Origin of the sequence: Salinimicrobium soli (assembly GCF_048323655.1) — a bacterium.
GTDB classification, from domain to species: Bacteria; Bacteroidota; Bacteroidia; order Flavobacteriales; family Flavobacteriaceae; genus Salinimicrobium; species Salinimicrobium soli.
The window spans coordinates 921,494-942,535 of record NZ_JBLUWW010000001.1; the positions used below are offsets into that span (position 1 = coordinate 921,494).

The 21,042-nt window shown below is 43.5% G+C and carries 14 protein-coding genes; all 14 read left to right on the plus strand.

The features are described 5' to 3' along the window. Positions 1 to 927, plus strand: a complete 927-nt coding sequence (gene queG, locus ACNORC_RS04200; protein WP_418334341.1) for a tRNA epoxyqueuosine(34) reductase QueG — start codon at positions 1 to 3, stop codon at positions 925 to 927. A gap of 49 nt (positions 928 to 976) precedes the next feature. Continuing rightward, positions 977 to 2,902, plus strand: coding sequence for a trehalase family glycosidase (locus ACNORC_RS04205; protein ID WP_418334342.1), 1,926 nt, complete (start codon positions 977 to 979; stop codon positions 2,900 to 2,902). A gap of 123 nt (positions 2,903 to 3,025) precedes the next feature. Next, complete coding sequence (locus ACNORC_RS04210; RefSeq protein WP_418334343.1) at positions 3,026 to 5,320, plus strand: NADP-dependent malic enzyme; 2,295 nt, start codon at positions 3,026 to 3,028, stop codon at positions 5,318 to 5,320. 163 nt (positions 5,321 to 5,483) lie between these two features. Further along, positions 5,484 to 6,065: a Holliday junction branch migration protein RuvA gene (gene ruvA, locus ACNORC_RS04215; RefSeq protein ID WP_418334344.1), complete on the plus strand. Its 582-nt coding sequence runs from the start codon at positions 5,484 to 5,486 to the stop codon at positions 6,063 to 6,065. A gap of 2 nt (positions 6,066 to 6,067) precedes the next feature. After that, complete coding sequence (gene sov, locus ACNORC_RS04220; protein ID WP_503473625.1) at positions 6,068 to 13,213, plus strand: T9SS outer membrane translocon Sov/SprA; 7,146 nt, start codon at positions 6,068 to 6,070, stop codon at positions 13,211 to 13,213. A gap of 61 nt (positions 13,214 to 13,274) precedes the next feature. Then, positions 13,275 to 13,655, plus strand: a complete 381-nt coding sequence (gcvH, locus tag ACNORC_RS04225) for a glycine cleavage system protein GcvH (protein WP_418334346.1) — start codon at positions 13,275 to 13,277, stop codon at positions 13,653 to 13,655. Next, complete coding sequence (locus tag ACNORC_RS04230) at positions 13,645 to 14,058, plus strand: VanZ family protein (RefSeq protein ID WP_418334347.1); 414 nt, start codon at positions 13,645 to 13,647, stop codon at positions 14,056 to 14,058. Before gcvH ends, ACNORC_RS04230 begins: the two co-directional genes overlap by 11 nt. Before the next feature lie 33 nt (positions 14,059 to 14,091). Continuing rightward, the gene (locus tag ACNORC_RS04235) at positions 14,092 to 14,817 is read left to right on the plus strand and encodes an energy transducer TonB (protein ID WP_418334348.1); all 726 of its coding nucleotides are present in this window, start codon (positions 14,092 to 14,094) and stop codon (positions 14,815 to 14,817) included. Between the two features lie 197 nt (positions 14,818 to 15,014). Continuing rightward, the gene (locus ACNORC_RS04240; protein WP_418334349.1) at positions 15,015 to 15,728 is read left to right on the plus strand and encodes an energy transducer TonB; all 714 of its coding nucleotides are present in this window, start codon (positions 15,015 to 15,017) and stop codon (positions 15,726 to 15,728) included. A gap of 154 nt (positions 15,729 to 15,882) precedes the next feature. Then, positions 15,883 to 17,988 carry a gliding motility outer membrane protein RemB gene (remB, locus tag ACNORC_RS04245; RefSeq protein ID WP_418334634.1) on the plus strand — a complete coding sequence of 702 codons (2,106 nt, stop codon included), beginning with the start codon at positions 15,883 to 15,885 and terminating at the stop codon, positions 17,986 to 17,988. 118 nt (positions 17,989 to 18,106) lie between these two features. Next, a complete protein-coding gene (gene cyoE / locus ACNORC_RS04250) occupies positions 18,107 to 19,009 on the plus strand; it encodes a heme o synthase (protein WP_418334350.1) in 903 nt (300 codons plus the stop codon). Next, the gene (locus ACNORC_RS04255) at positions 19,000 to 19,581 is read left to right on the plus strand and encodes a cytochrome c oxidase subunit 3 (RefSeq protein ID WP_418334351.1); all 582 of its coding nucleotides are present in this window, start codon (positions 19,000 to 19,002) and stop codon (positions 19,579 to 19,581) included. Before cyoE ends, ACNORC_RS04255 begins: the two co-directional genes overlap by 10 nt. A gap of 45 nt (positions 19,582 to 19,626) precedes the next feature. Further along, entirely contained in the window at positions 19,627 to 20,607 is a 981-nt protein-coding gene (locus ACNORC_RS04260) for a cytochrome c oxidase subunit 3 (protein ID WP_418334352.1), read from the plus strand. 19 nt (positions 20,608 to 20,626) lie between these two features. Continuing rightward, on the plus strand, positions 20,627 to 20,989 hold the full coding sequence (locus ACNORC_RS04265) for a cytochrome C oxidase subunit IV family protein (protein WP_418334353.1): 363 nt from the start codon (positions 20,627 to 20,629) through the stop codon (positions 20,987 to 20,989). The last annotated feature ends 53 nt before the right edge of the window (positions 20,990 to 21,042 follow it).

The window sequence follows — 21,042 nt, forward strand, 5'->3', positions numbered from 1 at the left end:
TTGAATACTACTTCCCGAAATACTGCCCTTCTTAAAGCCGAAGCAGATCGGCTGGGATTTTTATCCTGCGGAATTTCCCGTTCCGGTTTTCTGGAGGAGGAAGCGCCTAGGCTGGAAAATTACCTAAAGAACAACATGCACGGTGAAATGTCTTACATGGAGAATCATTTTGACAAGCGCCTTGACCCTACCAAACTTGTTGAAGGTTCCAAAAGTGTTATTTCCCTGCTGCTCAATTATTTTCCGAAGGAACAGCAGCGTGAGGATTCCTATAAGATCAGTAAATACGCATATGGTACCGACTATCACTTTGTTATCAAAGACAAACTGAAGCAGCTGCTGCAGTTCATTCAGGATGAAATTGGCGAGGTGGAAGGCCGGGCTTTTGTAGATTCGGCACCTGTGCTCGATAAAGCCTGGGCTGCCAAAAGCGGACTTGGCTGGATTGGGAAGAACACGAATTTATTGTCAAAGAAAACCGGCTCTTTCTTCTTTATTGCCGAATTGGTTGTAGATCTCGAGCTGGAATATGACAATCCCGTAACCGATCATTGCGGGAGTTGTACCGCCTGCATCGATGCATGCCCTACCCAGGCCATTGTGGAGCCGTATAAAGTTGATGGAAGTAAGTGTATCTCTTATTTTACTATTGAGCTGAAAGACCAGTTGCCGCAAGGCATGAAAGGGAAGTTTGACGATTGGATGTTCGGTTGTGATGTGTGCCAGGATGTTTGTCCCTGGAACCGTTTTTCAAAACCTCACCGGGAACCACTTTTTGATCCACATCCGGAATTGCTTTCAATGAGCAAAAAGGATTGGGAAGAGATCACTGAAGAAACTTTCAGGAAGGTCTTTAAAAAGTCGGCGGTGAAAAGAACAAAGTACAGCGGCCTTAAACGCAATATCAATTTTCTGAAAGAAGAGTAGGTTTTTCTCCTGTTTGCATTCTTCGTATCTTTCCTTTATAACTACAGCTATGGTCTTAAAAAAGGGAATTTTAGCGGTCATTTTTATCTTTTCTACCTTTCTGGTTTTTGCCCAGGATCCGGAATATTCACTGCAGGTGGAGCCTGCATTTCAGCGTTTACTTTCTTTGGCCGACACAGATGGTGATAAAAAGATCACCATAGAAGACCATCCAAAAAGCCCTTTTTGGATGGTGAGTCAAAAAGGGGATTCGGTAAGTGTTTCTGAGATCTACTACCTCTCCAACTTGTTACAACGCCTGGCGGTGGCACGGCAAAACGAGCAGCGGGAGCTGGAGATCTCGCTTTCTGAAATTAAAGAAGCTCCTTCAGCACGTATTTCCCGCCGCATCAAGACTGAATTCTGGGATGACCTTACCCGTACAATAGATCGCAAAGGACTAAAACATATCCTTAAGGACACCAAAGCTTCAGGAGATGTACAGCGGTTGTACGTACCGGCAGATGACACTATTGGACAACGTTACTTCAAACAGCTGCAGCAGGACAATCCAGGATTTGAAGTGGTGGTGCTTCCGCAGAAGATCACGCCTGAATATGTGAAGTCCATAAATGATAAACCTGGATTGCTATCCCTGAAGCTGAAAAACGGAAAAGGAGTGCCTTTTGTGGTGCCCGGCGGCCGGTTCAATGAAATGTACGGCTGGGACAGTTATTTTGAAGGTATAGGATTGCTGCTGGATGGCAGGATCGATCTTGCCAAAGCCATGGTCGACAATTTCGTGTACCAGATCGATCACTACGGAAAGATCCTCAACGCCAATCGTACTTACTATCTTACCCGCACCCAGCCGCCTTTCCTGTCATCCTTCATCAGGGAAGTTTTTGAAACTTCGGAAGAGAAGGACCTGCAGTGGTTGAAAAGTTCCCTTGAAGCTGCCATTACCGAATACGAAGAGGTGTGGATGGTTGAAGGGGAACGCCTGACGCCTAATGGCCTCAACCGCTATTACGCCCAGGGAATAGGCATTCCGCCGGAGACCGAAAAAGGGCATTTTGAAGAAGTTCTTACCCAATTCGGAAAGAAACACGGAATTTCCGCGGAAGAATTCCGCCGAAAATATCAATCCGGAGAAATTAAAGATGAGGAGGCAGACAGGTATTTTACCCACGACCGAAGCATTCGCGAAAGCGGTCATGACACTTCGTGGCGCCTGGAGAATCGTGCTGCAGATCTCAATACTGTAGATCTCAACTCCCTTCTTTACAAGACCGAACGTGATTTTGAATATCTCATTGACCTGTATTTTCGAGGAGAACTTACAACTTCATCGGGAAAGACCTTTTCTGCGGACTACTGGCAGAAAAATGCGGAAAAACGGAAAGCTTTAATGAACCGGTACTTGTGGAACGAAGAAGCGGGGAGTTTTTTCGACTACAACTTCAAAAAGGGGGAACAAACAGGATATATTTCGGCAACCAATTTTTACCCGCTGTGGTCAAAAATGGCTTCAGAAGAGCAGGCTGCTAAAATGGTCCCAAACCTTATGCGCGATTTAAAAGCGAAGGGAGGAATTCTTGCGAGCGCCCAATCTTCAGTAGAAGAAACAGCTACTAACGATGTGCAGCGTCAATGGGATTATCCATATGGCTGGGCACCGCACCAGATGTTGCTGTGGCAGGGTCTTCTCAATTACGGTTATGAGCAGGAGGCCTACGAATTAATTTACCGCTGGTTGTGGATGATCACCAAAAATGCGGTGAACTACAACGGCACCATTCCGGAGAAATACGATGTGGTAAACGCAACTCATAAGGTCTACGCCGAATATGGAAATGTGGGAACGGAATTCGATTATATCACCACTTCAGGTTTTGGATGGATGAACGCATCTTACCAGTTAGGATTGGCTTTGCTTCCGCAGAAATATGTGCGACAATTGGATGAGCTCGTTCCGCCGGGAATGGTCTTTTAAAGCTTCCAAAAATTGCTTTTTTAGCAAATATTTTATAGGAAATTTCAGTAAAAAATGATGGGAAAAAGAAACCTGTAATTCCGAAACCCTTACCTTTGTAAGTCCTGAAAAATAACGGGAGATATGAGTAACGAACGCAAACGACGTGAGGCGCTGGTCTATCACGCCAAACCGCACCCCGGAAAGATCCAGGTGGTGCCTACAAAAAAATATTCCACACAAAGGGATCTTTCATTGGCTTATTCTCCGGGGGTTGCAGAACCCTGTCTTGAGATCCACAAGGATAAGGAGAACGTTTATAAATATACCACTAAAGGGAATCTGGTCGCCGTCATCTCCAATGGTACGGCTGTTCTTGGATTGGGCGATATTGGTCCCGAAGCTTCCAAGCCCGTGATGGAAGGAAAAGGTCTTTTGTTTAAGATCTTTGCTGATATTGATGTGTTTGATATTGAAGTGGACACTAAAGATGTAAATGCTTTTGTGGAAACGGTGAAAAATATCGCACCCACTTTTGGGGGGATCAACCTCGAAGATATTGCTGCTCCCGAAGCTTTTGAAATAGAAAGAAGGTTAAAGGCAGAACTGGATATTCCGGTGATGCATGATGACCAGCATGGTACGGCAATTATCTCTTCGGCGGCCCTAATTAACGCCCTTGAACTTGCAGAAAAAGATATAGATAAGGTGAAAGTGGTGATCTCGGGAGCGGGATCTGCAGCTATCGCCTGTGCAAACCTCTATGTTGCCATGGGGGTAGAGTTGAGCAACCTGGTGATGTTTGACGTGAAGGGTGTTCTGCACAAAGGAAGGACCGACCTTTCTGACCTGCAGTCAAAATTTGCAGTAGATAAACATTACAGTAGCCTGGCGGAAGCTATGGAAGGTGCCGACGTGTTCTTAGGGCTTTCGGTGGGTAATATTGTTACTCCTGAAATGCTCTTAAAAATGGCAAAAAACCCTATCGTTTTTGCCATGGCCAATCCAAACCCTGAAATTGATTATGATCTTGCTTGCGCCACCCGTAAGGATATTATTATGGCTACAGGCCGCAGTGATCATCCTAACCAGGTGAACAACGTGCTCGGGTTTCCGTTCATCTTTAGAGGCGCCCTGGACGTTCGCGCAACAAAGATCAATGAAGAAATGAAAATGGCGGCGGTTAAAGCGCTGGCCAGGCTCACCAAAGAACCGGTTCCGGAACAGGTGAATATCGCCTATGGGGAAACCCGACTTAATTTTGGACGGGATTATATAATTCCGAAGCCTTTTGATCCACGTCTTATCACCGAAGTTCCGCCTGCAGTTGCAAAGGCTGCTATGGACAGTGGCGTGGCACGAAATCCTATTTACGATTGGGATCGCTATGAAGATGAGCTGCTGGAGAGAATGGGTAACGACAATAAGATCACCAGGCTGTTAATGAACCGTGCGAAAACAGATCCAAAAAGGGTTGTTTTTGCCGAAGCTGATCACCTGGATGTGCTGAAGGCGGCCCAGATCGTCCACGATGAAGGGGTAGCTACTCCAATTTTGTTGGGTAGAAAGGATGTTATCGAAGAACTAATGCAGGAGATCGATTTTCATGCCGATGACGTTCTGATCATTGATTCCAAGTCTGATGAAGAGAATGAGCGACGAAACCGATATGCTGAAGTGTATTGGAAGACCCGTCAGCGTAAAGGTGTTACCCGTTATGACGCTCAGTTATTGATGCGCCAACGCAATTATTTTGCGGCAATGATGGTGAATGCGGGAGATGCTGATGCCCTCCTTTCCGGATATTCGCGGTCGTATCCTACCGTATTAAAACCAATGCTGGAATTGATTGGTAAAGCCAAAGGGGTATCCAAGGTAGCCGCGACCAACCTCATGAACACAGCCAGAGGACCAATTTTTATCAGTGATACTTCGGTGAACATAGATCCTACCGCTAAGGAACTTGCGAAAATTGCTCAAATGACCGCCCGAACCGTGCGTTTATTCGGAATTGATCCTGTAATAGCCATGATCTCCTACGCGAATTTTGGTTCTTCGAGTAATGAGAAGGCCGAAAAAGTTAAAGAGGCAGTAGATTACCTGCACAAATTCTATCCGGATCTTACTGTGGACGGAGAAATGCAAAGTGATTTTGCCCTGAACAAAGATATGCTTCAGAAGAAATTCCCTTTTTCAAAGTTGGCGGGTAAAAAAGTAAATACTTTGATCTTCCCGAACCTGGATTCCGGAAACAGCACGTACAAGCTCATCAAAGAGTTGAACAAAACAGAATCTGTTGGCCCTATTTTGATGGGGATGAACAAGCCGGTGCACGTGCTTCAATTGGGTGCCAGCGTAGAGGAAATCGTTAATATGACGGCAGTTGCAGTGGTAGATGCCCAGGAAAAGGAGCGAAAAGCAAAAAAAGAACTGGTGTAATTTCAGAATTTCAAAATACAAAGAGGCTACTGTTAAGGCAGCCTTTTTTCTTTGAGATTTTATCAGAAAATCCTGTTGCTTTCCTCTTAAAAAAGATAAAAAGCCAGGTATTTTTCTGTCCTTTTAATTTTACTACATTTGAGTTGTTAACCAGCCTTATCAAATGATCCATAGCATAAAAGGTCAGCTCGTAGAAAAAAATCCCACCAATGTTGTTATTGATTGCAATGGAATAGGATATTTTATTCACATTTCACTCTACACTTATTCTCAAATTCCTTCTTCGGAAGCCATTAAACTTTACACCCATTTTCAGGTGAAGGAGGACTCCCATACGCTGTATGGATTTTGGGATAAGACTGAACGGGAGATCTTTCGGTTGTTGATCTCGGTTTCGGGAGTAGGAGCCAGTACCGCAAGAAGTATGTTGTCTTCATTGGAGCCAAGGCAGATCATGGAAGCCATAGCGGCAGGTGATGTCGCCACCGTTCAGGGAATAAAAGGTATTGGAGCCAAAACAGCTCAACGTGTAATTATAGACTTGAAAGACAAGATCGTAAAAGTGTTCGGAATTGATGAAGTTTCGGCTCCTCAAAGCAATACAAGCCGTGAGGAAGCGTTATCAGCTTTAGAGACTCTTGGATATACCCGTAAGCAATCTGAAAAAGTGGTAGACAGGATCGTGAAGGAAGAACCCGATGCTACGGTCGAGACTCTGATAAAGCTGGCACTTAAAAAATTATAGTAATCTTGGGGCAGAACTACAATTTCCGGTTTCCGCTTACAGTTGGCTTTGCACTTATTTTTGTGCTGGCTGCCTCTTTTACTGTCTCAGCCCAGGATACCATTACCCGTCAGGACACTACTAAAACCGGCTATTCGCTGGGAAAACTGCGTTTAAAGAATCCACCAAGTATTGTTTCTTCTTATACCTACGATCCCGTGTTGGACCGGTATATCTATACCGAAAAACTCGGAAATTTTGATCTTACCGCACCTCTTATCCTTACTCCGGAAGAATACCAGGAGCTGGTGATACAGGAGGAAATGCAGAAATATTTTCAGGATAAGATCGATGCCTTGTCTGGAAAAAAGGAAGGGACTGAAGAAGATCAGCGAAACCTGCTGCCGGGATTCTATGTGAATTCCGATTTCTTTCAGAATATCTTCGGAGGCGGGGAGATAGAACTTATTCCACAGGGATCTGTGGCGCTTGACCTCGGAATACTATACTCAAAAAGGGATAATCCGGCCTTCTCTCCCAGGAACCGAAGTACCTTTACTTTTGATTTTGACCAGCGTATCCAGTTGAGTTTGCTGGGGAACATTGGAGAGCGCCTTAAGGTGACCGCCAATTACGATACCGAATCGACTTTTGATTTTCAGAACCAACTCAAACTGGAATACACTCCTACCGAAGATGATATTATTCAGAAGATAGAAGTGGGTAATATCAGCATGCCTCTGAATTCAGCTTTAATTCAGGGCGCGCAAAGCCTTTTTGGGGTAAAAACAGAACTTCAGTTTGGAAAGACCCGCATTACCGGCGTTTTCTCGGAACAAAAGTCAGAACGTCGTACCGTTAATGTTGAAGGGGGAGCTACCGTCCAGGAATTTGACCGGTTCGCCATTGAATACGACGAGAACAGACACTATTTTTTAGCGCATTACTTCAGGGACCACTACGATGAGGCCTTGAAAAATTATCCTTTTATAAACTCTAATGTGCAGGTGACACGGGTACAGGTTTGGGTCACCAACCGTACCAATAGCGTACAAAATCTTACCGATTCACGAAATATTGTTGCTATTCAGGACCTTGGGGAATCTCCTGTGCAGGGAAATATCGGACTCGAAAATCCTCCTGCCGGATTTTTTAATAATCCTCCGGGAGCCTTTACCGATAACCGCAACAACGACCTGAATCCCTTCGGAATTAAAGGTCCCGGAGAATCGATTCTTACACCTGCTATCCGTGATATTGCAACAGTGCAAGCCGGTTTTGGAGGTTTACAGGTCTCTGAAGGGACAGATTATGTGAAGCTGGAAAATGCCCGGCAATTAAAACCTTCGGAATATAAGTTGAACAGCAGATTAGGGTACATTTCCCTGAATCAGCGGCTGGCCAGTGACGAGATCCTGGCGGTAGCTTTCCAGTACACTGTGGGCGGAGAGGTTTACCAGGTTGGGGAGTTTGCCAATGATGGGATCGACGCTTCAGGAGGAACTAATGAATCCTCCATTTCACAGAACCTGGTGGTTAAACTTTTAAAAAGTTCGGTCACTAATGTGCAGGAGCCGGTATGGGACCTGATGATGAAGAACATCTACAACCTTGGAGCCTTTGACCTGGAAAGGGAAGATTTCCGGATGAATATTGTTTATACAGATCCGCAGCCACTCAATTACATAACCGGAGTGGAAGGAGTTCCTCTACCCGAAGATGTGGAGCAAACCACACTTTTGAAGGTCTTTAATCTGGACAATCTCAATATTAGCGGCGATCCAATAGTTGGGGGTGACGGTTTCTTTGATTTTGTTCCCGGCATCACCATTAATCCGCAGACAGGAAGTATAATCTTTACTTCGGTAGAACCTTTCGGGGAATATCTGTTCAATAAGCTCGATCCTAATCCAAATGCCGGGGGAGAGGATTATAACATTCCGGCGACCTATAACGCCAACCAGGCGAAGTATGTTTTCCGGTCCCTGTACACCACCACTAAGACCCAGGCGGAACAGGAACAGGCTGAAAAGAATAAGTTCCAGTTGCGGGGACGCTATAAGTCATCCAATGTTGAAGGGATCCCTATCGGGGCTTTTAACGTTCCTCAGGGTTCTGTGACCGTTACGGCCGGTGGCCGGGTGTTGCAGGAAGGAGTAGACTATGTAGTGAACTACCAGTTTGGACGGGTCCAAATTCTTGATGAGTCTTTACTCGCATCGAATATTCCTATCCAGGTGTCTACCGAGAATAATGCCCTTTTTGGACAGCAGACCAAACGCTTTACCGGGATCAACGTGGAGCATATGTTCAGTGAGAACTTTTTGGTGGGAGGTACCTATCTCAATCTAAATGAGCGGCCGCTCACCCAGAAGTCCACTTACAGCTATGAACCCATCAACAATACTATTCTGGGTCTCAACCTGAATTATTCTACCGAGGTGCCCTTTTTGACCCGCATGGTCAATAAACTGCCGAATATTGATACCGATGTGATCTCCAATCTTTCCCTTCGTGGGGAGGTGGCGTATTTATTGCCCGGTTCTCCCAAAGGGAATGAGTTTGGTGGGAAGGCTACCACTTATGTAGATGATTTTGAGGCGGCGCAGACGAGTATTGCCATAGACAATCCTTTGGGATGGGAGCTTTCCAGTGCACCCCTTGGATTTGGAGGCGAACTTGCTAACGGCGATCTTGCTACCGGCTATAAAAGGGCAAAACTGGCCTGGTATACTATCGATCCTATTTTCTACGGAAGCAGCAGACCTGGGGGAATCACCGATGCTGATCTTGCCAGCTATGCCACCAGAAGGGTGTTTTTAGATGAGATCTTTCCTAATGTTGACGTCGTGCAGGGACAGTCTCAGGTGTTATACACCATGGACCTCGCTTACTATCCTTCGGTTCGTGGGCCATATAACTACAATCCGGCAGCGGCAGGAGGAAATGTACTGCCCGATCCCGAACAGAATTTCGCCGGGATCAGCCGGGCACTGAACTCCACCAATTTTGAGCAGAGCAATGTGGAATACATCGAATTCTGGTTGATGGACCCATTCATCTATCCGCAGAATGCACAAAATGACGGTGGCCGACTCGTGTTCAACCTCGGAAATATTTCCGAAGATGTTTTAAAGGACGGACGTAAACAATATGAGAATGGACTTCCGGAAGATGGAGGTTTGATCAATACTTCAGAAACCGTTTTTGGAAGGGTACCCGCCAATCAATCCCTAATCTACGCTTTCAACACCGAAGGTCAGGCGCGCACCAATCAGGATATTGGTTACGACGGATTATTGGATGCTGATGAAGCTTCCAAATTCTCAGCCTTTGCAAACCTTCCCGACCCTTCAGCAGATAATTATAATTATTTCCTGAATTCTTCCGGAAGTATTTTAGAGCGTTACTTTGATTACAATGGTCTGGAAGGGAACTCTCCGCCGACAGTGACCAACACCAACCGCGGAAATACTACTTTGCCTACCGTGGAAGATCTCAACCGGGACAATACTATGAACACGGTGGACAGCTACTTCGAATACGATGTACCACTGTACCCGGGGATGAATATTGACAACAGTAAGTATATTACTGACGTAAAGCAGTTTACAACCACTCTCGACAACGGGCAGGAACTGCCGGTACGCTGGTTACAGTTTAAAATTCCAATCTATGAACCAACTGCCGCCCGCGGCGGAATTGGAGATTTCAGGTCAATTCGGTTCATGAGAATGTACCTCACCGGATTTGAAGATCCTACAGTTCTTAGGTTTGGTACAATGGACCTGGTTCGGGGAGATTACCGAAGATATACGCAGACTCTTGATCCTGATAAGTCTGACCCTTCAACTGAAGATACATCATTCGAGGTTTCGGCAGTTAGTATTGAAGATAACGAGAACAGGCAACCTATTCCTTATGTTTTGCCTCCGGGAGTAGACCGGGAAGAGCTGCTCAATAATAACAGCCGAATTCGCCAAAATGAACAATCCCTTTCTTTGGAAGTTTGCGGATTGGAGCCTCAGGACGCAAGAGCAGTTTATAAGAATTTCCAGATTGATATGCGCCAGTATAAGTTCCTGGAAATGTTCATTCATGCTGAATCCCTGCTTAACCGGCCGGCATTAAGTGAAGGTGAACTTGTGGCTTTTATAAGAATAGGAACAGATTTTACCGATAACTTTTACCAGATAGAAGTGCCGTTAAAACCTACTGATTTTGGTGCAGCTTCTGCTTCCGAGATCTGGCCCGAAGAAAACCGTCTGAACCTACCGCTGGAATTGCTGCAGGAGATCAAAGCTAAGGTAATTGGAGATCCTTCTCTATTGTCTACAGAACTTAACTTCTTTCAGGAAGATGGAAGTCTTGTGACTACTGAAGGTAATTATGAAATAGGTCAACTCCGAATCGGGATCAAAGGAAATCCAAGCTTCGGAAGTATAAGAATGCTAATGTTAGGTGTCAAAAATGGCATTCCGCAGTCTTCTTCCCGGGAGGTGTGCGGTGAGGTCTGGTTCAATGAACTGAGACTTTCAGACCTTAAGAATGAAGGCGGTTGGGCAGCCATTGTGAATATGGATGCCAACGTAGCCGACTTCGCGAATGTTTCGGCAACAGGCAGAAGAAGTACGGTAGGCTTTGGAGCTTTAGAGCAGGGGCCAAACCAGCGAAGCCTTGAGGACATGCAGCAGTATGACTTTGTTAGTAATGTCAATATGGGCCAATTGCTTCCGCAGAAATGGGGAGTGAAAATTCCGGTGAGCTACAGTATTGGTGAAGAGTTGATCACTCCCAAGTATGATCCGGAGTACCTGGATCTTGAGCTGAACACGGTGCTGGAAAATGCAGCTACTCCTCAGATTCGTGATGATCTTCAGGAAAGGGCAGAAGATTACACAAAGAGGCAAAGCATCAACGTGATAGGTTTACGCAAAGAGAGAATGGGCGAGTCTAAACCAATGCCTTACGACATTGAAAACCTGACCCTCTCAGGAAGTTATAATCAGATCGACCACCGTGATTTTGAAATCGAAGAGGCTTTTGATCAAAACGTACGGGTGGGCGCGACCTACGATTACACCTTTGCGCCACTTTCTATAGAACCTCTCAAGAATGTAAGGGCTTTGGATAGTAGTGCTTATTTCGCTTTACTGAAAGATTTTAATTTTAACGTCTTCCCGTCTAACATTACTGCTACTTCTACTATTTTTAGGCAGTATAATGAACAGAAGTTCAGGGAGATCAATTTGCCGCCGGGTTTCATTAATGGAATTCCAACGCTGTATCAACGAAATTTCCTTTTTGACTGGCAGTATACCATCAACTACAACTTCTCGAAGAGCCTGCGGCTTAATTTCGATTCTTCCACCAACAGGATAATCAGGAATTATTTAGATGAAGACAATGTGCCCGATGCCACCACGGGAATCTGGGACGGATTCTTCAATGTGGGAATTCCTAACCAGCACTTCCAGTCATTACAGGTGAACTATGATCTTCCGTTCGCCAAGGTGCCTGTGCTTAGTTTTATAAATACCACCTATTCCTATACAGGTAACTTCCAGTGGGAGCGGGGCTCTGAAATATTCCAGACCCTGGAAGATGTTCCCGATCTTGGAAACAGTGTTCAGAATTCAAATACCCATCAGATCAATGCGAACCTGGAAATGCAAACCCTCTATGATTATGTGGGCTTAAAGAAACGTGTTCCGAAAACGGTAGGTAGTACTATTCAGGAAAGGAGCAGGGCAGTGCCCACTCTTAATCAGGCAACCCAGGAAACCCCGCAGGATCAGGATGAAAATGCCTTGAGTGCAGGAGATAAAACCTACAATACCTTTATTGGAATAGTTACGGGAATCAAAAAAGTCCAGGTGAATTACCAGGAGAACAACGGTATTTTCCTGCCGGGTTATACCAATGGTATTGGTTTTATGGGAACCTGGAATCCTACCTTTGGATTTACTTTGGGTAGCCAGGAAGAAGTACGGTATTTAGCGGCTAGAAAAGGTTGGTTGACTTTGTATGATGAATTCAACCAACAATACACCCAGGTCTCTAATAAGCAGTTAGGCATCAATGCAAATCTTGCTTTTATTCCTGATCTCACGATCGAATTGAGTGCGGGCAGGTTGTATTCCGAGACCTATTCAGAGAATTACCGGGTGGATGATTCACAGTATATTTCCCTTACTCCGGTAACCTTCGGAAACTTTAATATTTCCACTATTTTGTTGAAGACGGCTTTTAGTCAGAGTTCAGCTGAATCTTCAGCAATATTTGAAGATTTCAGGGAAAACAGGTTGGCTGTGGCGAGAAGATTAGCTATTGAAAACGGATTTGATCCTGATAATACAGATGCTGAAGGATATCCTATCGGTTTCGGAAGAACCAGTCAGAATGTGCTATTACCTGCATTTTTGGCTGCCTATTCAGGTAAAGATGTGGATAACATCTCCCTTGGCGCCTTCAGGGATTTCCCACTTCCTAACTGGAACATCAAGTATACCGGCTTTATGCGCCTTCCCTGGTTTAAAAAGAACTTCAAACGTTTCTCTTTAAATCATGGGTATAGCGCCGGCTATACAATAAACCAGTTCCAGTCGAACCTTGATTATGACCCCGAAGATGATCTTGCTGTAGACCAGGCCGGAAATTACAAGAGCGAGATCCTGTTCTCCAATGTCAATCTTACCGAACAATTTAATCCCCTGGTGAGAGTGGACCTTGAAATGTCCAATTCCATAAAGATCCTGGCAGACGTGCAAAAGGACAGGGCACTATCCTTAAGTTTCGATAATAATCTGCTAACCGAGATCAATGGAAATCAATATACCTTGGGACTGGGTTACAGGATAAAAGATCTCAAGATCACCACTAAGGTAGGAGGGAAGCAGCGTATTCTGAGCAGTGATCTCAACTTTAAGGCAGATGTTTCCTATCGTCATAATGAAACTGTAATAAGGTATCTGGATATTGATAACAGTCAGGTTACGGCCGGACAGGATATTTGGGCCATCAATTTCACTGCTGATTATGCCCTTTCAAAGAACCTTACAGCGTTGGTGTATTATGACCATAGCTTCTCCCAATATGCTATTTCAACAGCTTTCCCGCAAACCACTATTAGATCTGGTATTACTTTGCGTTATAACTTCGGAAATTAGCAATTGGTGTTTGAACAAAACAATTAAAAAAGTAACTTTGCTTTACTAAATAAACTAACCAATGAATATTCCAAAAGATTTAAAGTACACCAATGACCACGAGTGGGTGAAAATTGAAGGAGATGTTGCTGTAGTAGGTATCACCGACTTCGCACAGGGGGAATTAGGAGATATAGTATATGTTGAGGTAGAAACCGTAGACGAAACCTTAGATAGAGAAGAGGTTTTTGGAACGGTAGAGGCGGTAAAAACAGTATCAGATCTTTTCTCTCCACTATCCGGAGAAATTATTGAGTTTAACCAGAGCCTGGAAGATGAGCCTGAAAAGGTGAATTCAGATCCTTATGGAGAAGGGTGGATGGTCAAGATTCGTTTCAGTGATGCTTCAGAGATCGATGACCTGTTAAGTGCTGAGGAATACGCAGAGGTTATTGAAGGCTAGACTTTTCTTTTTTATACCCGCACTGGCATATACATGCCTCATTCTTTATCTGTCTTTGATCAACCTTGCAGATACTCCGGTAAAAGATCTGGGGGTAAGTGATAAGGTAATGCACGCCGGCGCATATTTTGGACTGGGATTGATCTGGAGTCTTTTTGCTCTCTCAGTTCCAGGAAAAAAGGTTATTTTTAAGAAAATTGTTATAGTTTCTGCTGCTTCCGTTGCATTTGGCATTTTTATTGAGGTTTTACAGGATACGTTAACAAGTTACCGCACCCTGGATCTCTATGATATTTTTGCCAACAGCGTAGGCGTTATTAGTGCAGGAATTTTTGTATGGTTCGCAAAGGATTATCTAATCAGGTTTAAAGGCAAGATTAATTTATTTTTTATGAAAAAATAATTATTTTAGCCAACCTATAATTAAAACGGAATTATGAAACCCAAGAAAAACGAAAAAGCTGATTTGTCCAGGAGAAGCGTTCTCTTCTTCCAGATCGGTATGATTTTGATGCTTTTTATCACTTGGAGGGCCATTGAGTGGAAGACCTATGATAAAGATGATCTTGATCTCGGTCAGGTACAGATGGATGCTTTTGAAGAGGAAGAAGTGCCAATCACAGAGCTTAATACTCCTCCACCGCCACCACCGCCACCACCGCCACCAGCACCAGAAGTGATCGAGGTAGTGGAAGATGAAGAGGAAGTTGAAGAAACTATTATCGAGTCTACCGAAACTAACCAGGAAGAAATCGTGGAAGTAGAGGAAGTGGAAGTTGTTGAAGAAGAAGAAGAAATTGGGGACGTTCCGTTTGCGGTAATTGAAGATGTGCCAATTTTCCCGGGTTGTGAAAAGGAAAGAAACAACCAGGCTCGTAAAGACTGTATGAGTGAAAAGATCAACGATTTCGTAAACCGTAGATTTGATACTGGTCTTGGTAGTGACCTTGGTCTAACAGGTATTAACCGTATCTATGTTCAGTTTAGGATCGAGAAAAATGGTGATGTGACAGTTCTTGGGGCTCGTGCACCGCACCCTCGTTTAAAAACCGAAGCAGAACGCGTAGTGAACATGTTGCCTAAAATGCAACCTGGTAAGCAACGTGGTAAACCGGTAGGAGTGCTTTACTCACTTCCAATTACCTTCAGGGTACAGGATTAAAAAACTTAAACTTTATATATAAAACCCGCACTTTTCGTGCGGGTTTTTTTATGTCTGACATTGAGAAAAGATAATTCCTACATTTTTAGGCATGTTTATTGGATGTTCAATAATTCCTTAACAGTGGTGCTGCTTCTTGGAATGATATGAGCTGTTAGGTCTAATTTGAAATAAAATTAACCTTAATATTCAATATTATGCAAAACAAGAAGAACACTAATGTTGATCTCAAGAAGAAAAGTATCTTCTTCTTTCAGTTGGGGCTTATCCTGTCCCTTTTTCTGGTATGGCAACTCATAGAGTGGAAAGTAAATGCCACCGAAACTTCCGGAGGTGATACCGTATCTATTAATTCTTTTGAAGACGAAGAAATTCCGATTACTGTGGTGAAGGAGGTTACCCCGCCTGAAGTTCCACGGGAAATTGTTGAGGTTCCTAAAATAATCGACAATGATAAAGACCTGGTGGAAACGGTGATCGCTTCAACCGAGGAAACGGATATTGCAAAAGTAGAAGATATCAAAGTGGTGGAACCGGAGGAGCCTATTGAAGACTATAATATCATCTCTGTTGAGGAAGTTCCGGTCTTTCCGGGTTGCGAGAATTTGACTTCCAATTCACAACGGCGGGATTGTATGAGTGAAAAGATAAGCCAGCTGGTAAATCGGAAGTTTGACTCCAACCTGGGAGAAGAGTTGGGTCTCCACGGAGTCAATCGTATCTACGTTCAGTTTAGGATAGATGAGACCGGCAATGTTTCAGTGATTGGAGCACGTGCCCCGCATCCCCGGCTGGAAGCCGAAGCAGAAAGAGTTATTGAACTTCTCCCTGTGATGAAACCCGGAAGACAGGGAGGAAAACCTGTACGGGTGCTGTATTCGCTGCCAATAATTTTCCAGGTACAGGAATGAAAAATGTCATTTATGGATAAAAATTTACCCGCGCCCTAGGTGCGGGTTTTTTGTTTCGGGGAAAATTTTGAAGGAATTTGCTTTCAGGTTTAACCGCTTCTTCAAAAAAATGTATCTTTCATCTGTATTTTAAACAGGATCCTTATCAGGCATGATGAAGTATTACTCTCTCCTCTTCCTCCTATTTCCTTTTTTGACTTTTTCCCAAACATTTGTAGGTGATCAGGAACGCTATCCGGTTTTTGAGGCATGTGAAAATGTGCAATTTGAACAGGAAGAGCAGTGTTTCGTCACACAGTTAAAGTCGGAGATCTACAACAGGTTCAGTCTACCTGAAATTGTTACCAAAGATAATTTTAAAGGCGAACTGGTGGTTCTTTTTGAGGTGAATCGTGAAGGTGAATTCCAGATCGTTTACGTGGATGCCGCTTATCAAGAATTAAAGGATGAAATAAAACGTGTTTTTGAAAACCTACCTAAGGTAAAGCCTGCTACTTATAATAGCCGGGCCATAAATATGCAATTTCGCATGCCCGTGCGCATTCCTTTGGAAAAAGAAGTTAGTGGATCAGGGATGGCGACCCCGGCTGTGGAGGTGATCCAGCCTGAAAAGGAACAGCAGGTTCCGGTTGTTGAGGAATATGACCAGATAGTCTCGGAACCCTTCGAACATCCAAGAGCATCCAGTGAGATCAGCATTCCATTTTCCCATGAGCTTTACACCCGTTTCGAAGATGAAATAAACCAGGTGGGTACTAACTTCCATACGGCTTCAAAACCCTTCCTCTTTAGTGAAGTTCAGCCTTATTACAACTTTGAAGAAGAAGTTGCCAAACTGCAAAAACCGGTTTCTTCCTGGTTAGGCAGAAAGGTCTGGAACGAGCATTTATTTACTTTTCAGGGAGAAGATTACTGGTTCACTGTTGATTTTGGACTGGATATGCAGGTGGGTAAAGATTTTGACAGCGACCTTGATGTGACATATAACAATACAGGGGCAGCCATTTTTCAGGGAGGACTGGGGGGAAAATTTAATTTCTACTCGGTTGTCTATGAGAATCAGGGGCGTTTCGCTGATTACTACAATCGTTTCGCGGAATCTTTAAGACCAGGGGCCGAGGGTCCTGCGATCATTCCGGGTAGGGGAATTGCAAAATCATTCATGGGACAGGCGTATGACTATCCGGTGGCTGAAGGATATCTTTCTTATAGCCCCGGAAAATTCTTCAATCTGCAGTTTGGCCACGGAAAGAACTTTCTGGGAGACGGCTATCGCTCTTTGTTATTAAGCGATAATGCTTCTCCTTATCCCTTCTTTCAGCTAAATACCACTTTTTGGAAGATCAAGTACACCAACACCTGGATGTCTTTAAGGGATGTAAGGCGCGAAGTAACCGGAGAAGGATCCTACCGAACCAAGTACATGGCGAATCATTATTTAAGTTATAATGTAACAAAAAGACTGAATATTGGCTTTTTTGAGTCGGTAATGTGGGAAAATGACAATAACCGCGGGTTCGATCTCAACTACCTGAATCCAATAATTTTCTACCGCGCAATTGAATTCTCTACCGGCGCCCAGGCGGGAAATGCAATAATCGGACTTACCGGTAAATACAAATGGAGCAACCAGCTGCTCACATATGGTCAGTGGTTAATAGACGAATTCTCATCGGGAGATGTTTTTGGAGGCGAGGGAAGCTGGAAGAATAAACACGGTTTTCAAATAGGTGCCAAGTACTTCAATGCCTTCAATCTTCCCAATCTTTATCTTCAACTGGAATATAATCAGGTACGACCATATACCTATTCCCATAATACGATCACTCTCAATTACGGGCATCATAATCAGTCAATGGCTCATTTATGGGGAGCAAATTTCCGTGAGTTAATAGGGATTGCCAGGTATAACTACGGGCGGTATTACGGTAGCGTCAAGGCAATTTATGGTAAACGCGGTTTTGACTTCAATAATTCTGCAGACATGGCCAACTATGGTGGTGATATTTACAGAACAGAAGAAGACCGGCTTTTTGATAGCGGCGTGGAGATAGGGCAGGGGAATTCCACCAATTCTTTTTACACGGAACTGGAAGCCGGATATATTGTTAATCCAGCTACAAACCTGAAATTTTTCGGAAGCTTTATCTATAGAAATCTTGACCCTCAGGTCAATACTGCCACTACCTTTGAGAATACTACATACTGGCTGAACATAGGCCTGCGTACTGATATTTTTAACTGGTACTTCGATTACTAGTCGGTTTAAAGCTTTGATTTTCAATCGGTAGTTTTTTTCCTCTAAAGAAAATTTACCTTTTCTCTGCCTTGCTAAAAAGCAATTAAGAAGTATCTTTGCCGCACTAAAAATTGCTTTTTTGGATAACACCCGTGTAAATACTACATCCGTTTCCCTAATTTCAGATTTAAAGGAGATCACTAAGATGAGACTCGCGATCAGCGTTGTCTTTTCTTCTGTGGCGGGCTATTTTTTAGGGGCAGATTCTATAGACTTTCTTACTGTGGTTATGCTGGCTGTGGGAGGTTATTGTTTGGTGGGAGCTTCTAATGCCTATAACCAGATCATTGAAAAGGATCTGGATCTTTTGATGGATCGTACGAGAAACCGTCCGGTACCTTCCGGAAGAATGACTGTGAACACTGCTTTTTTCATAGCCAGTTCATTAACAATTCTTGGGCTTGTGATCCTGTATATGATCAATCCGAGGACTGCGATGTTCGGAGCCCTGAGTATTTTTCTTTATGTGAGTGTATATACTCCGCTGAAGACAAAGACGCCTCTTTCTGTTTTTGCAGGTGCTTTCCCGGGAGCTATTCCGTTCATGTTAGGTTGGGTGGCTGCTACAGGAAGCTTTGGAATTGAACCTGGAACTTTATTCATGATCCAGTTCTTCTGGCAATTTCCGCATTTTTGGGCGCTGGGCTGGTGGTTGTATGACGACTACGAAAAAGGAGGTTTTTTCATGCTTCCTACCGGAAAAAAAGATAAGGGAACAGCAATTCAGATCGTGCTTTATACTCTTTGGACGATCCTGGTTTCTTTGATTCCGGCGTTTGGAATGACCGGAAAATTATATCTCACCCCTCTTTCCGCAGGTTTAGTGTTGATATTGGGATTGGGAATGCTATTCTACGCGTTGCAGTTGTACCGGAAAAGGGATAATGCTTCAGCAAAAAAATTAATGCTGGCGAGTGTGTCTTACATCACTCTGCTGCAAATAATATATGTTTTAGATAAATTGATTCGTGTATGGATTTAACACAGGGAACCGATCAACACAAGACCGGAAGGGCAAAAAAGATGATGCTCTGGTTTGGGATCATCAGTATGGCGATGATGTTCGCCGGGCTTACCAGTGCTTACGTTGTAAGTAAGAACAGGCCAGACTGGATCTCAGATCTTGAATTGCCAACCTCTTTCCTTTGGAGTACTGCAGTGATCTTTTTGAGCAGTTTGACGATAATGTTTGCTGAAAAAGCCATCAAAAAAGAAGATCGGCAGCAGGGAACTATGCTGTTATGGGCTACTCTTCTTTTAGCCGGAACCTTTATTTATCTGCAATTCCAGGGATTTGGACAATTGATCGCTGATGGTTATTACTTTACCGGAAGTGAAAGTACGGTAACCACTTCTTTTATTTATGTGGTGGTTTTAACCCATTTGGCTCACCTTGCCGGAGGTATTGTGGTCCTTTTTGTCCTAATTTATAACCATTTTAAACAGAAGTATCAGGCGGGGCAAACTCTTGGATTAGAACTGGGTGCGACTTACTGGCACTTTGTTGATGCCCTCTGGATATACCTGATTTTGTTTTTATATTTCTTTAGATAATAAAAAAACGTATTTTTGCCGAATACTTAAATTTCAAATCTTTCTATGGAAGCTACTGTTACTAGAACAGGTACTGAAGGAAAAACCTGGGGCGGAGGGAATCAACCTTTAAGAGTAAGCTACGGAAAACTGATGATGTGGTTCTTCATCTTATCTGATGCACTTACTTTTTCCGGCTTTCTGGCGTCTTACGGGTTTGCGAGATATAAATTTTCTAACACCTGGCCTATTGCAGATGAGGTCTTCACTCACTTCCCATTTCTGCATGGAGTGGATGCTCCTATGTATTACGTGGCATTTATGACCTTTGTGCTTATTTTTTCATCGGTTACAATGGTGTTGGCTGTTGATGCCGGTCACCAGATGAAAAAGGCAAAAGTTTCTTTCTACATGTTGTTGACCATTGTTGGTGGTCTTATCTTCCTCGGTTCTCAAGCCTGGGAGTGGAGTACTTTTATCAAAGGGGAATATGGAGCAATTGAAACTAAAGCTGGTAACATACTGCAAGTTGTAAATACTGATGGTGAGCGAGTGGCTCTTGATGAGTTCGTGACACCAATGCCAAAAGAGCGTATACTTCATGAAAGGTCCAATGGTTTATGGTTCGTTGATGAGCCTACCATTGCACGGTATGATATGAATGATGTGCTTACAGGATTTGAAGCGAATCCCAATTTATTGATAAGAACTGAGGAGCTAACCGATAACGGAGAAAAAGTAGTTCTTAACAGGCAACAATCTTTGGCTAAAATTCAAAAGGAAGGAATTGGAATAATTGAAGGAGCCAATCTTTATAGGAACGAGTATGGGAATCAGTTGTTTGCAGATTTCTTCTTCTTCATTACCGGTTTTCACGGATTCCACGTATTTACCGGTGTCCTGATCAATATTATCATCTTCTTCAATGTTCTGTTAGGAACCTATGAGAGAAGAGGTAGCTATGAAATGGTTGAAAAAGTGGGGTTATACTGGCACTTTGTAGACCTTGTATGGGTATTTGTATTTACTTTCTTCTATTTGGTATAATTCGAGAATAATAAATTAGATGGCACACGATATTTCACACGCACACGAATCAAACACTAAGAGGATCTGGTCTGTTTTCATCATTCTTTCCATCATTACATTGGTGGAAGTGATCCTGGGGATTATAAAACCTCAATTTCTTACGCATACATATTTTATTAGTCTAAAATTAATTAACTGGATCTTTATCGTTCTTACCATTGCGAAGGCTTACTATATTACCTGGGCTTTCATGCACATGGAAGGTGAAACAAAAGGTCTTCGTCGCTCTGTAGTATGGACCGCCGGATTCCTTATTGCTTACCTGGTTTTCATTCTTTTAACTGAAGGAGACTACATTTTCGAAGTAATGAAGCGAGGGCATGTCGCCTGGGACTTTTAAAAGTTAAAACATTCAGGAAAGGCGGTTTTAAAACCGCCTTTTTTTATTTTTGT